The organism is Flavobacterium kingsejongi (genome assembly GCF_003076475.1).
Taxonomy (GTDB): Bacteria; Bacteroidota; Bacteroidia; order Flavobacteriales; family Flavobacteriaceae; genus Flavobacterium; species Flavobacterium kingsejongi.
Genome location: NZ_CP020919.1, coordinates 3,944,537 through 3,960,602 on the forward strand (window position 1 = coordinate 3,944,537; position 16,066 = coordinate 3,960,602).

Below are 16,066 nucleotides of genomic sequence, written 5' to 3' on the forward strand. Positions count from 1 at the left end.
CGTATATAAATACTGTGCTAGATAATAAGAAAGAAATAATTCTTTTCATGTGGTGTAAGTTTAAATTAGTAGTACACAAATTTATGTGCTACTTTTGTTCTAACCTTACGGTTTTGCGTAATTAAAACGCGTTTAAACATTATTTGAAAATAAGACTATTTGGCCAAAACGTGTACAATTCATTTTTTATTTTTGTACAATTCATTTTTGCGATTATACATCAGTCAATATCAATGATCCTATCACCTATACTATCGTAGTATCCAATGGTGGTGCGGGAGATATTTTTAATGCACTGATCGAGGATAATGTTCCTACATCAGTAACTGTATCTGACTGGAGTATTACAGCTGGCGGAGGTGCTACCATTAATGGCGCATTGTCAGGAACGACTAATACTGTTACTACTTCCGGAAATATCCCGGCTGATGGTAATCCTGCTACAGCACTCACTATAATAGTACATGGTATCGTAAGTTCCAATGCTTTAAGTACGTTTACGAATACAGTGACAGTAACTTCAGACGATGTAATGCAAAGTTCTGTGACTACATCCATTAACCAGTCTACCGACCTGATCATCCAAAAAACCGGTTCCCAGACAGCTACAGCAGGTGCTCCTATAACCTATACTATTAAAGTAAGTAATGGTGGCCCGCTTGATGTTCAGGGGCTAACCATACAGGATCTAATTCCTTCTGACGTACAGAATGTAAACTGGACCGCTACCGCTACCGGGGCAGCTGCTATAAATGGAACTGCTGCCGGAACGACCAATACCATCCAGTTAACTGGAGATATTGCAGCCGGACCAGCAAATTATATCACGATTAACATCACCGGTACCGTAAGCCCTTCTCCAAGTGCAACGACCGTAAGTAACAATGCTACCGTGACTTCATCTGCTGCCGTTACCGATTACAACCTGGCCAATAACAGCAGTTCTGTAACTACGATCATCAGCAAAGAAACCAACTTAGCGATTACTAAAACAGTTGATAATGCAATGCCAAGTGTAGGTAACACCGTTGTGTTTACATTAGTAGCGGCCAATGCAGGTCCTAGTGATGGTACTGGCATTAGTGTAACGGACCTTCTTCCGGCAGGTTATACTTACATTACCTCAACTCCAGCGGCAGGAACAGCTTATGTTCCCGCAACCGGAATATGGACTATTGGTACACTTTCAAATGCTACCAGCGCTACACTGACCATCACAGCTTCTGTAAATCCAACAGGGCCTTACGCCAACACGGCTACTATAAATGGAACTGAAAATGATCCAACGCCAGAAAATAACAGTTCAACTGTAACTCCTGTGCCGATAGCTACTTCAGACCGTTCATTGGTTAAAACAGTTGACAATGAAAACCCGGCAGTTGGAAGTACCGTAACATTCAGCCTTGCTGCAACTAATAACGGACCAAGTGATGGAACCGGTGTCACCGTAATGGACTGGTTGCCTGCTGGATATACATATGTAAATAGCGTAGCTCCTGTTGGGACAACCTATAATTCCGCAAGCGGACTATGGACTATTGGTACGTTAGCCAGTGGTACTACTGCTACACTGACTATCACAGCCACTGTAAATGCAACTGGCTCTTATGCTAATACGGCTACCATTACCGGAAACGAAAATGACCCTACACCGGGTAATGACAGTTCGACATCAACACCAACGGCAGTACCAACTTCTGACCGTTCTATTGTCAAAACAGTAGATAATTCAAATCCTGCGGTAGGAAGTACGGTAACATTTAGTCTGGCTGCAACTAACAATGGACCAAGTGATGGTACCGGAATTACAGTAACCGATTTACTTCCGGCTGGATATACCTATGTAAGTAGCGTAGCACCTATAGGAACTACCTATGATCCGGCCACAGGATTGTGGAACATTGGTACATTAGCCGGTACAACCACGTCAACCCTGACCATTACAGCAACGGTAAATGCCACTGGCCCTTATGCCAACACAGCTTCTATCACCGGAACTGAAAATGATCCAACACCAGGTAATGACAGTTCGACAGCTACACCAACGGCGGTACCAACTTCTGACCGTTCTATTGTCAAAACAGTAGATAATGAAAATCCTGCAGTAGGTAGCACAGTTGTATTCAGCCTTGCAGCGACCAACAACGGGCCAAGCGACAGTACCGGAATTGTAGTGAATGACTTATTGCCATCTGGATATACTTATGTGAGTGCTGTTGCACCAACGGGTACCACCTATGATTTCACTACAGGGATATGGAACATTGGAACTTTAGCAAATGCTGCAACTTCCACACTGACCATTACAGCTACGGTAAATGCAACCGGCTCTTATGCCAATACTGCATCCATTACCGGAAACGAAAATGATCCGACTCCGGGCAATGACAGTTCTTCATCAACCCCAATAGCGGTACCGACTTCTGATCGTGCTATTGTCAAAACGGTAGATAACCCGAATCCTGCAGTAGGTAGTACCGTAACATTTAGCCTTGCTGCCACTAATAACGGCCCAAGCGATGGTACCGGAGTTACAGTTACAGATTTACTACCGGCTGGATATACTTATGTAAGCAGTGTAGCTCCTATAGGAACTAATTATGATCCAACGAGTGGATTATGGACCATCGGTACATTAACCGGTGCGACTACTTCCACCCTGACCATTACTGCAACGGTAAATGCTACTGGCCCGTATGCCAACACAGCATCTATTACCGGAACTGAAAATGATCCAACACCGGGTAATGACAGTTCGACATCAACACCAACGGCAGTACCAACTTCTGACCGTTCTATTGTCAAAACGGTAGATAATTCAAATCCTGCAGTAGGAAGTACGGTAACATTTAGCCTGGCTGCAACTAACAATGGACCAAGTGATGGTACCGGAGTTATAGTGACGGATTTACTTCCGGCTGGATATACCTATGTAAGTAGCGTAGCACCTATAGGAACTAATTATGATCCAACGAGTGGATTATGGACCATCGGTACATTAGCCGGTGCGACCACGTCAACCCTGACCATTACCGCAACTGTAAATGCCACTGGCCCTTATGCCAACACAGCTTCTATCACCGGAACTGAAAATGATCCAACTCCGGATAATGATAGTTCGACAGCTACACCAACGGCGGTACCAACTTCTGACCGTTCTATTGTCAAAACAGTAGATAATGAAAATCCTGCAGTAGGTAGCACAGTTGTATTCAGCCTTGCAGCGACCAACAACGGCCCAAGCGACAGTACCGGAATTGTAGTGAATGACTTATTGCCATCTGGATATACTTATGTGAGTGCTGTTGCACCAACGGGTACCACCTATGATTTCACTACAGGGATATGGAACATTGGAACTTTAGCAAATGCTGCAATTTCCACACTGACCATTACAGCTACGGTAAATGCAACCGGCTCTTATGCCAATACTGCATCCATTACCGGAAACGAAAATGATCCAACTCCGGGCAATGACAGTTCTTCATCAACGCCAACCGCGGTACCAACTTCTGATCGTGCTATTGTCAAAACAGTAGATAACCCGAATCCTGCAGTAGGTAGTACCGTAACATTTAGCCTGGCTGCAACTAATAACGGCCCAAGCGATGGTACCGGAGTTACAGTTACAGATTTACTTCCAGCTGGATATACTTATGTAAGCAGTGTAGCTCCTATAGGAACTAATTATGATCCAACGAGTGGATTATGGACCATCGGTACATTAGCCGGTGCGACTACTTCCACCCTGACCATTACTGCAACGGTAAATGCTACTGGCCCTTATGCCAACACAGCATCTATTACCGGAACTGAAAATGATCCAACACCGGGTAATGATAGTTCGACTTCCACACCAACGGCGGTACCAACTTCTGACCGTTCTATTGTGAAAACAGTAGATAATGAAAATCCTGCGGTAGGAAGTACGGTAACATTTAGCCTGGCTGCAACTAATAATGGGCCAAGTGACAGTACTGGAATTACAGTTGCCGATTTGCTTCCAGCAGGTTACACGTATGTAAGCAATATGGCACCAACAGGTACTACCTATGATCCGGCCACGGGATTGTGGACAGTAGGCACTTTAGCAAACGGTACCACATCAACTTTGACCATTACCGCAACAGTAAATGCCACTGGCCCTTATGCCAACACAGCTTCTATCACCGGAACTGAAAATGATCCAACACCAGGTAATGACAGCTCGACAGCTACACCAACAGCTGTACCAACCACAGACCGTTCTATTGTCAAAACAGTAGATAATGAAAATCCTGCAGTAGGTAGTAACGTAGTGTTTACGCTTGTAGCAACCAACAACGGGCCAAGCGACAGTACCGGAATTGTAGTGAATGACTTATTGCCATCTGGATATACTTATGTGAGTGCTGTTGCACCAACGGGTACCACCTATGATTTCACTACAGGGATATGGAACATTGGAACTTTAGCAAATGCTGCAACTTCCACACTGACCATTACAGCTACGGTAAATGCAACCGGCTCTTATGCCAATACTGCATCTATTACCGGAAACGAAAATGATCCGACTCCGGGCAATGACAGTTCTTCATCAACCCCAATAGCGGTACCAACTTCTGATCGTGCTATTGTCAAAACAGTAGATAACCCGAATCCTGCAGTAGGTAGTACCGTAACATTTAGCCTGGCTGCCACTAATAACGGCCCAAGCGATGGTACCGGAGTTACAGTTACAGATTTACTTCCGGCTGGATATACTTATGTAAGCAGTGTAGCTCCTATAGGAACTGCCTATGACCCTACGAGTGGATTATGGACCATCGGTACATTAACCGGTGCGACTACTTCCACCCTGACCATTACTGCAACGGTAAATGCTACTGGCCCTTATGCCAACACAGCATCTATTACCGGAACTGAAAATGATCCAACACCGGGTAATGATAGTTCGACATCAACACCAACGGCGGTACCAACTTCTGACCGCGCTATTGTGAAAACAGTAAGCAATGCGAATCCTGCAGTAGGAAATACTGTAGTATTCACGTTAGTGGCTACTAATAACGGACCAAGTGATGGTACCGGAATTACAGTAACCGATTTACTTCCGGCTGGATATACCTATGTGAGTGCAACGCCGTCAACAGGCATGACTTATGATCCTGGAAGTGGATTATGGACTATTGGGATGCTTGCCAATGAAGATAGTGCGACACTTACTATTACAACAACAGTAAATGCCACCGGGCCGTATGCCAATACTGCTTCTATTACCGGAGCTGAAAATGATCCTACTCCGGATAATGACAGTTCAACAGTGACTCCAACAGCTGTACCTACAACGGACAGATCGATTACTAAAACGGTAGATCAACCGAATCCAGCTGTGGGTAGCAACGTTGTCTTTACATTAGTAGCGACAAACAATGGCCCGAGTGACGGTACCGGAATCATAGTAACAGATTTGTTACCTGCCGGATATACCTATGTAAGTGCCATACCGTCAATCGGAAATTATGATCCCGCAACAGGTTTATGGAACATCGGTACCATGACTAATGCGGCAACCGCTACATTACCCATTACCGCAACGGTAAATGAAAATGGGCCTTATGCCAATACAGCATCCATTACCGGAAACGAAAATGATCCGGCTCCGGATAATGACAGTGCTACCGCCACTCCAACAGCAGATCCGAGAGCACATTTAACGGTTGTAAAAGTCATTAAAGACCCTACACAAACCACATTTGTACCAGGTGAAGCAGTGATCTATCGCATTTCTGTAACCAATGATGGTCCGAGTGATGCTATAGGTGTTAATGTACAGGATACTCCTCCTGCCAATACCACAATCACAAGTTGGACAGCAGTATCTTCTCCAGGTGTTACTTACCCTAATACTACAGGTAGTGGTAGTCTTAATGAGACAATAGCAACCCTGGCGAATGGACTAACTGCAATATATGACATCACCATACAGACGCCTTCGAATTTTACGGCCAGTCTGGTGAATACTGCCAACGCAGGAAGTATGACTCCGGATCCAACTCCGGGGCCATGTACAACCTGTTCCAGTGATCCGGTTACACCAACACCTCAGGCACACCTCAACACAGTGAAAACCCTGAATGATCCTACACAAACTTCGTTTGTTCCAGGTCAGGCAGTGGTGTATCGTATCGCAGTAACCAATAACGGGCCTAGTGATGCCACAGCAGTAAACATTGTGGATAATGCTCCGGTGGGAACTACGATCACCGGTTGGATGACTGTCCCTTCTCCTGGAGTCGCTTATCCAGACAATAGCGGTGCTGGAAACTTAAATGAAACAATAACGCTATTAGCTAATGGACAAACAGCCATCTATGAAGTGACGGTTCAGACACCTGCTGACTATACCGGAACATTAAGTAACAGTGTGGTGGCCACCAGTACAACGCCGGATCCAACTCCGGGACCTTGTGCCACTTGTAACACTGATCCATTGCCTCCAAATGCACAGGCACACCTCAATGTATTGAAAGTGCTGAAAGATCACCGGGTCAGGCGGTTGTCTATCGTATTAACGTAACGAACAGTGGACCAAGTGATGCTGTAGCCGTAAATATTGTGGATAATGCACCGGCTGGTACAACCATCAGCAGCTGGACTACTGAAGTGTCTAATGGAGTGACATATCCAAATGCAACGGGAACTGGTAACTTAAATGAAACCATTGCCCTGCTTGCCCCTGGTACAACGGCTATTTACGATGTTACTGTACAAACGCCTTCGGATTACACAGGAACATTAAGTAATAGTGCTGTAGCAACCAGTACAACGCCGGATCCAACTCCGGGACCTTGTACCACCTGTACTACCGATCCGCTGCCAGCAGCAGAGATGGCACACCTGAATACGGTAAAAACACTGAGTGATCCTACGCAAACTTCGTTTGTTCCAGGACAGGCTGTAGTATACCGTATTACAGTAACCAATAATGGACCAAGTGATGCCACAGCAGTAAACATTGTAGATAATGCTCCTGCTGGTACAACCATCAGCAACTGGATGGCAATCCCTGCAACGGGTGTAACTTATCCAAATGCGAATGGAACCGGTAACTTAAATGAAACACTGGTAACATTAGCCAACGGACTGACAGCTACGTATGAAGTAACCGTTCAGACTCCAGCTAATTATACCGGAACATTAAGTAACTCGGTAACTGCAACCAGTACAACACCGGATCCAACTCCGGGACCTTGTACCACTTGTACTACCAATCCGCTACCACCAAATGCACAGGCACACCTGAATGCGGTGAAAACACTGAGTGATCCTACGCAAACTTCGTTTGTTCCAGGTCAGGCTGTAGTATACCGTATCACAGTAACCAATAATGGACCAAGTGATGCAGCGGGTGTAACTATTATCGATAATGCACCAACCGGTACAACCATCAGCAGCTGGACAGCAATCCCTGCAACGGGTGTAACTTATCCAAATGCGAATGGAACCGGTAACTTAAATGAAACACTGGTGACATTAGCCAACGGACTGACAGCTACCTATGAAGTAACCGTTCAGACTCCGGCTAACTTTACCGGAACATTAAGTAACTCCGTAACTGCAACCAGTACAACACCGGACCCAACTCCGGGACCTTGTACCACCTGTACTACCGACCCGCTGCCAGCAGCAGAGATGGCACACCTGAATACGGTGAAAACACTGAGTGATCCTACGCAAACTTCGTTTGTTCCAGGACAGGCTGTAGTATACCGTATCACAGTAACCAATAATGGGCCAAGTGATGCTACAGCAGTAAACATTGTAGATAATGCTCCTGCTGGTACAACCATCAACAACTGGATGGCAATCCCTGCAACGGGTGTAACTTATCCAAATGCGAATGGAACCGGTAACTTAAATGAAACACTGGGGACATTAGCCAACGGACTGACAGCTACCTATGAAGTGACTGTACAGACTCCGGCTGACTATACCGGAATATTAAGTAACTCCGTAACTGCAACCACTACAACACCGGACCCAACTCCGGGACCTTGTACCACCTGTACTACCGATCCACTGCCAGCAGCAGAGATGGCACACCTGAATACGGTAAAAACACTGAGTGACCCTACGCAAACTTCGTTTGTTCCAGGACAGGCTGTAGTATACCGTATCACAGTAACCAATAATGGGCCAAGTGATGCTACAGCAGTAAACATTGTAGATAATGCTCCTGCTGGTACAACCATCAACAACTGGATGGCAATCCCTGCAACGGGTGTAACTTATCCAAATGCGAATGGAACCGGTAACTTAAATGAAACACTGGGGACATTAGCCAACGGACTGACAGCTACCTATGAAGTGACTGTACAGACTCCGGCTGACTATACCGGAATATTAAGTAACTCCGTAACTGCAACCACTACAACACCGGACCCAACTCCGGGACCTTGTACCACCTGTACTACCGATCCACTGCCAGCAGCAGAGATGGCACACCTGAATACGATGAAAATACTGAGTGATCCTACGCAAACTTCGTTTGTTCCAGGACAGGCTGTAGTATACCGTATTACAGTAACCAATAATGGACCAAGTGATGCCACAGCAGTAAACATTGTAGATAATGCTCCTGCTGGTACAACCATCAGCAACTGGATGGCAATCCCTGCAACGGGTGTAACTTATCCAAATGCGAATGGAACCGGTAACTTAAATGAAACACTGGTAACATTAGCCAACGGACTGACAGCTACGTATGAAGTAACCGTTCAGACTCCAGCTAATTATACCGGAACATTAAGTAACTCGGTAACTGCAACCAGTACAACCCCGGATCCAACTCCGGGACCTTGTACCACTTGTACTACCAATCCGCTACCACCAAATGCACAGGCACACCTGAATGCGGTGAAAACACTGAGTGATCCTACGCAAACTTCGTTTGTTCCAGGTCAGGCTGTAGTATACCGTATCACAGTAACCAATAATGGACCAAGTGATGCAGCGGGTGTAACTATTATCGATAATGCACCAACCGGTACAACCATCAGCAGCTGGACAGCAATCCCTGCAACGGGTGTAACTTATCCTAATGCCAACGGAACCGGTAACTTAAATGAAACACTGGTGACATTAGGTAATGGACTGACCGCTACCTATGAGGTAACCGTACAGACTCCGGCTAACTTTACAGGAACACTGAGTAATACAGTAAGTATCAGTATGATTACGCCAGATGATAATCCTGTACCATGTGCCACTTGTACTACAGATCCTATTTCACCAATGATTGCTCAGGCACACCTTAATACAGTGAAAACCCTGAGTGATCCGGCACAGACATCCTTTGTACCAGGTGAAGTGGTGACCTACCGTATTACAGTGACGAATCAGGGACCTGATGCCGCTACAGCAGTAAACATTGTAGATATCGCACCAGCCGGAACGACGATCAGCAGCTGGACTGCAATCCCTTCTACCGGTGTAACCTACCCTAATGCCAACGGAACGGGTAACTTAAATGAAACCCTCGCAGTATTAGGGAATGGTCTGGCCGCAATCTATGAAGTCAATGTCCTGACACCTGCTGATTTTACAGGAACATTGAGTAACTCGGTAATTGCGACTTCTCCAACTCCGGATCCAACTCCGGAACCTTGTACGACCTGTAATACGAATCCAATTCCGCCAACTCCAAGAGCGCACCTCACTACAGTGAAAACGCTTAACGACATGACTCAGGTTTCATTTGTACCAGGTCAGGCAGTGGTGTACCGTATTACAGTAACCAACGATGGACCAAGTGACGCCACAGCGGTAACTATTGTAGACAACGCACCTGCAGGAACAACGATCAGCAGCTGGACTGCGATCCCTTCTCCAGGAGTGACCTATCCGAATACTTCGGGTACCGGTAACCTTAATGAAACGTTAGCGAATTTAGCAGATGGTCTGGTCGCCATTTATGAAGTGACCGTACAGACTCCGGCTGATTTCAAAGGCCCATTGAGCAATTCCGTTACGACAACCAGTACCACGCCGGATCCGGCACCAGGGCCATGCACGACCTGTACTACGGATCCGATTCCACCAACTGCTCCAGGCATTTTCATTCCGAACGTGATAACACCGGATGGAGATGGTAAAAACGACACGTTCGTTATTACAGGCTTAGAAAATTATCCGGGTTCTGTCCTGATGATTTATAACCGATGGGGGAATCAGGTGTACCGCTCTGACAGCTATGACAATAGTTTTAGTGGAGACGGGTTAAGCGGAGGTACATACTACTACATCTTTAAACTCAAAACAGCTGAAGGGAATAAAGACTATAACGGTTGGATCGAAGTAATGAAATAACAGAAAAATTTCGAGCCCCGAAGTTCTCGGGGCTCTTATAAAAAATCATATATTATGACAAAGGATAGTGTAATGCAATTAAAGTTATGTTTACTATTAGTATGGGTAACAACTTCAGGCCTCACGGCTATTGCGCAGCAAGATATACAATTTAGCCAGTATGTCTTTAATGGTCTCAGCGTGAATCCCGCATATGCAGGATACAAAGAAGATATTTTTATCAATTCTACCTATCGTAAACAATGGGTCAGCTTTCCGGGAGCACCGGAAACAGGTACATTAACAGTCGATGGATTGGCGAATATACTGGGAAATAAAACCGTAGGACTGGGAGCACAGTTTACCTGGGATCGGGTCGGTCCACAGGATATCCTATCTTTTTATGCCTCCTATGCTTACCGGATACGTCTGAATGAGGAAGATGACAGCCGACTGGCATTAGGACTCGGTGTAGGTGTGAATCAATATTCCATTAATGGGGATCGGTTGTCTCCTACAGATGCCGGTGATCCCAATCTTCCTGCAGGAAAGGTCAGCACTACAAAACCCAATGCGAATTTTGGAGCCTATTATTACAATCCTTCATTTTATGTTGGGTTCTCCATCCTCGATCTTTTTCCAAGCAACATCTATGATGATATCTTTGTTGGAAAAAACAATTATGATTGCCTGGTCACCCGTAAAGTTCCACATTATTACCTAACGGCAGGATTTATGGTCACTTTATCAGAAGACATAAAACTGAAACCATCGATCATGATAAAAGAGGATTTCAAAGGCCCTACAAATGTTGACTTGAATGCTTTCTTTTTACTGGGTGAACGCGTATGGATTGGAGGATCCTACCGATCCGGAGTAAAATTGTGGAATAAAGATAACCTTCAGAAAGGCCTGGAACAAAACGATGCTGCCAGTGTTATGGCGGAATTCTTCATCACGGAACGCCTTCGGGTAGGATATGCCTATGACTTTACGACGAGCAAATTGGATAATTACCAGAAAGGTTCTCATGAAATTTCAATTGGTTTTTTATTATTCAACAAAAAAAGAGCGGAACGCATCATCAGTCCGCGTTATTTTTAATAGCGGTTTAACCTAAACAAGAGTAATATGTATCGATTTCTAAAATACTACGTAGCACTATTATTGGTGGTAAGCAACCTAAGTGCAACTGCCCAGGACCGTAAACCGGAACTTAAAGTAGCCAATGAATATTTCGACAGGTATCAATACAAGCAGGCAGCACTGGTCTATGAAAAACTGGCCCGTAAAAAAAATGTCAAAACGGCAACTTTGGAAAAGCTTGCATACAGTCATAAAGAAATGAATAACTATGACAAAGCATCAGAATGGTATCAGGTCATTACCCAGAAAAATGATGCGAGTGCCGATTCTTTCCTTTTTTATGGTGATGTCCTAAAAAACCAGGGCAATTATACGAAAGCAAAAGAAGTATATCTGCAGTACAGGCAAAAGGAATCCAAAGATATCACTACCCGGATTATGGGTTGTGATTCGGCTATGGTATGGCTGAACCGCCCTACTTCCGGTAGCGTTGCAAACCTCAGCAAAGTCAATACAGCAGCATCGGAATGGGGCGCAACAGCCTATAAAGATAAAAGTATCATCTTTACTTCCGATTCCCTTCGCGCCTCTTTATTTGGAAAAGAAATCAATAAAAAAGCAAAATATGGCTGGACCGGCCGCTCTTTTATCAAACTCTACCAGTTTAACCCAAATTCGGATGCCAATGCCATTGCGCAATTCTCAAAAGAGTTCAATGATTTCAAATACCATGTAGGCCCTATAACCTTCTCTTCCGACTATACTATGGCTTATTTTACAGTGACCAATCCGGACAAAATAGCACATGTCAAAGCACCAAATTATAATTATTACGGTGCCCGGAGACTGGAAATCTATAGCAGTACTTTTACAGATGGCAAGTGGCAGCAACCCGTTGCTTTTGCCTATAATAATCCGGGATCCTACTCTGTCGGCCATGCCGCAATCAGCAAAGATGGGAATACACTCTATTTTAGCAGTGATATGCCGGGTGGAAGTGGAAAAACCGATCTTTGGTACTGCGAGAAAAATAGCGACGGCAGCTGGGGAACTCCTATAAACTGTGGCAATGCTATTAATACCAGTGAAGATGACGCATTTCCTACGGTAGGTGAAAACGACATATTGTATTTTGCCAGCAAAGGGCATCCGGGGATGGGAGGATTTGATATTTTCAGTACAATGGGACAAAAAAATCAATGGTCCAGCCCCCAAAACTTAAAAAGCCCGGTAAACTCACCAGCAGATGATTTTTATTTAACGATGCTCGATGCAACTAATGGTTATTTTGCTTCCAATAGAAAAGGCGGTATGGGCAATGATGATATCTACAGTTGTAGTATTGTAACTCCGAAAACAAGTCCGGAAAAAATAATCACTGTGCCTTTAATAACCGATAAGCAACCAGATGATAATGGATCTTCATCAGGTACAACACTTCCTAAAGAAGGCGAAAAATTTATTATTTATTATGATTTTGATAAAGCTAGCATACGTCCGGATGCTTCAGCAGTATTGGATGATCTCGCTGCCCTACTGAAACAATATCCTAAAGTCAGGATCACAATTTCATCCTACACCGACTCCAGAGGAACAGAAGCCTACAACATGGAGTTGTCCCGAAAACGAGCCCAATCAGCTATGGCTTACCTGGAACGAAAAGGAATTGCAAAAAGCAGGATGGCAGGCAAAGGTTATGGTGAAACCAATCTGGTTAATCATTGCCGCAATGGTGTACAATGTTTCGAAGCAGAGCATCAGGAAAACCGGAGGACTGAAGTACTGATTATTGCCCGATAAGAAAACCATAAAAAAGGAATATGCAAATTGAACTGCCCCCAAACTTAACAAAATCCTACGAAGCAACTCTACAGGATTGCTTCGATAGAAGTTAGCTGCAAAAATCAACTTGAGCAACTGCAAAAAAAATCCCCGGCTGAACCGGGGAACTTCTATAATTATGTTCTATTAACAGTATTATTTTGCCCTTTTGATAACAGTACCTTAAGTTCCAATAATTTTCTGAGATTCCTGAAGTCTGTTCTTGTAAAATGCATTGATACGGTTTCGAATAGTATTAGGATGTGGTGGGGTAATATTTTGGATGGCAAATTCCGATTGGATACGTTCTATAATTTTCTTTATAATGATCTTTGTATCCTGAGGGACTATCTTGCTGATAACAGCATCAATCACGCTGTCCTGCTCCGGAGTTAACCGGCTTGTGCCTTTGCCTCCCGTTCTTACTTTGCCTAACAGGGCTATTGCCGTGCCATAAGTATCATATATTTTTAACCAACGGTATAACGTTGCGATACTGATTCCCCTTTTTAAAGCTATTTTTTTGATAGCTGACAAATTTCCCCTGTCTCCGAGTAGTGGTTTGATAATCGCATACCGCTGTTGCGCTTTTTCAATTTTCGCTTTACTATAAATAGCTGCATCCGGGGTTGTAATAATAGGAACCACCAAAACCTTTTTGTAGGGACTCTGTACAGGATCGGCAATATGATGGCATGCTGTTGCATCAATTTCAAATTTTACAGTTTCTATTCTCATAATACTGGCGTTTAGTAGTGAATTATTTGGGGCTGTAATATTACAAACAAGAAAAAATTCCGAACCACAACATCAATTTACTACTCCCAAAATACCAGAATAGGATTACGATATTTTAGAAAAAAGAAAAAATGGCCTACTACTAATTTATAAAAAAAAGGGTGTACAACCTACAAAATTTAAAATTAATTGTCCCTACAAATACAATTATTTTTAAAATACCAGCCAAATAAAGCATTCATTATCAATTTATTGAAACTGTAAAAATTAACAACAATACCAGTCCGGCAATTACCGGCAACTGTATTCAACAGATCAGGATATCTTGAATATACATAGGTACATTCCTTACACTATCAAAATAAGGGACTCACAGAATGCTGCGGCAGATTATGGTACAAAAATGGAGGTTTATTTCGAATAAAAAAATGGAGGCTTCCCGAGTGTAATTCTTTTCTGCTTTTATTCCGCTACGGTATATATCGGGTCTTCGGTGACATTGACTTCAATAATGGCTGCTGCATTCTTCAACAATTGGCGGCAATCAGGACTCAGGTGCTGGAGGTGTACTGTTTTCCCTAATGTGTGGTATTTTTGTGTCAGATTGTTCAGCGCCTCTATGGCCGACATATCTGCAATGCGGCTATCCCGAAAATCAATAATGATCGTCCCGGGATCTTCTGCAGGATGGAACAATTCCATAAAATTTGCAGTAGCACCAAAAAATAAAGGGCCATGGATCTCATAATATTTTATACCCTTAGGATCTGTGTGTACCGCTGCATGGATTCTTTTGGCACTTTCCCAGGCAAATACCAAAGCTGAGAGGATTACGCCTGCCAAGACGGCCAGGGCGAGATTATGCAGCACCACAGTAATTGCAGCCACTAATATCCCGACTATGATATCCGACTTCGGCATTTTGTTGATGACTTTAAAACTTGCCCATTCAAAGGTACTGATAGCCACCATGATCATCACACCGACCAAAGCAGCCATTGGCAGCCTGCCAATCACCGGGGCACCATAGAGTATGATCAGCAATATGGTTAGTGCAGCAATAATTCCGGATAAACGGGCACGTGAGCCAGCAGAAAGGTTCACCAGTGTTTGGGCAATCATCGGGCAACCGCCCATACCAAAGAAAAAACCATTGGCAATATTAGCCGTACCCTGTGCAATGCATTCCCGATTCGGTTTTCCCTTAGTGCCGGTAATTTCATCGACAAGGTTTAAGGTCAGTAAGCCTTCCGTTAATCCTACAGCAGCCATAATCAAACCATAAGGCAATATTATTTTTAACGTTTCCAGGGTCAGGGGAATGGCGGGAATATGAAAGGGCGGAAATCCGCCACTGATAGAAGCGATATCGGCTACTGTTTTAGTTTCGATACCAAAAACCAATACCACCACAGCCACAACAATTATGGCCACGAGCGAAGCCGGTACTTTCTTGGTCACTTTAGGAAAAAGGAACACTATCGCTATTGTAAGGGCTACCAGACCTGCCATAACCCAAAATACAGATCCGCTAATCCAGGTAGACGTGCCATTGGTAACCGTTTTAAACTGTTCTAACTGTGCCATAAAAATAATGATTGCAAGCCCATTCACAAATCCAAACATAACGGGCCGTGGCACTAAGCGGATGAATTTACCCAACTTAAAAATACCAACTGCGATCTGGATAATTCCAGCCATGACTACAGCCGCAAAAACATATTCAATACCATGCGATTGCATCAGCGCGATCAGTACCACTACCGTTGCTCCTGCCCCTCCCGAAATCAGTCCCGGCCGGCCTCCCAATATAGCAGTAACCAATCCCATGATAAAAGCAGCATACAAGCCTGTTAGGGGTGAGAAACCTGCTAAAATCGCAAAAGAAAGCGACTCCGGAATCATGGTCATAGCCACTGTAAGTCCGGCTAAGATTTCATTACTGTAGTTTATTTTCTGGGAAAAATCAAAAAAAGGGAGCGCTGTTTTCATAGTGCCGCAAAAGTAAAAAATTAATGCCGATCGTCAATTATTGTTTTTGATTGTATTTACAAAGCTTATTGTGGTCTTTAATTTTCTGCCGAATAGATTT

6 protein-coding genes and 1 pseudogene are annotated in these 16,066 nt (G+C 44.0%); 5 read left to right on the forward strand and 2 right to left on the reverse strand.

Features of this window, described 5'->3' with window-relative positions; all coding sequences use genetic code 11:
• Positions 1–253: 253 nt before the first annotated feature.
• The 5 genes and pseudogenes from FK004_RS19730 to FK004_RS17810 form a co-directional block, all read left to right on the forward strand.
• A pseudogene (locus FK004_RS19730) lies at positions 254–298 on the forward strand (hypothetical protein); the annotation flags it as partial.
• Positions 299–544: 246 nt separating this feature from the next.
• Positions 545–6,559 carry a DUF11 domain-containing protein gene (locus FK004_RS17795; protein WP_170108569.1) on the forward strand — a complete coding sequence of 2,005 codons (6,015 nt, stop codon included), beginning with the start codon at positions 545–547 and terminating at the stop codon, positions 6,557–6,559.
• Positions 6,550–10,350: a T9SS type B sorting domain-containing protein gene (locus FK004_RS17800; protein ID WP_262497755.1), complete on the forward strand. Its 3,801-nt coding sequence runs from the start codon at positions 6,550–6,552 to the stop codon at positions 10,348–10,350. The genes FK004_RS17795 and FK004_RS17800 overlap by 10 nt, the downstream gene beginning before the upstream one ends.
• Positions 10,351–10,404: 54 nt before the next feature.
• Positions 10,405–11,433 carry a PorP/SprF family type IX secretion system membrane protein gene (locus FK004_RS17805; protein WP_227871634.1) on the forward strand — a complete coding sequence of 343 codons (1,029 nt, stop codon included), beginning with the start codon at positions 10,405–10,407 and terminating at the stop codon, positions 11,431–11,433.
• A gap of 27 nt (positions 11,434–11,460) precedes the next feature.
• Entirely contained in the window at positions 11,461–13,215 is a 1,755-nt protein-coding gene (locus FK004_RS17810; protein WP_108738480.1) for an OmpA family protein, read from the forward strand.
• Between the two features lie 204 nt (positions 13,216–13,419).
• Here FK004_RS17810 and FK004_RS17815 read toward each other — a convergent pair whose 3' ends face one another.
• A complete protein-coding gene (locus tag FK004_RS17815; RefSeq protein ID WP_108738481.1) occupies positions 13,420–13,974 on the reverse strand; it encodes a helix-turn-helix domain-containing protein in 555 nt (184 codons plus the stop codon).
• A gap of 462 nt (positions 13,975–14,436) precedes the next feature.
• Entirely contained in the window at positions 14,437–15,966 is a 1,530-nt protein-coding gene (locus FK004_RS17820) for a SulP family inorganic anion transporter (protein ID WP_108738482.1), read from the reverse strand.
• Between the last annotated feature and the right edge of the window lie 100 nt (positions 15,967–16,066).

Bases quoted from the DNA above. Each gene is read 5' to 3' on its own strand.
- FK004_RS17815 (WP_108738481.1), bottom strand. From the start codon at position 13,974: ATGAGAATAGAAACTGTAAAATTTGAAATTGATGCAACAGCATGCCAT.
- FK004_RS17820 (WP_108738482.1), bottom strand. From the start codon at position 15,966: ATGAAAACAGCGCTCCCTTTTTTTGATTTTTCCCAGAAAATAAACTAC.
- FK004_RS17810 (WP_108738480.1), top strand. From the start codon at position 11,461: ATGTATCGATTTCTAAAATACTACGTAGCACTATTATTGGTGGTAAGC.
- FK004_RS17805 (WP_227871634.1), top strand. From the start codon at position 10,405: ATGACAAAGGATAGTGTAATGCAATTAAAGTTATGTTTACTATTAGTA.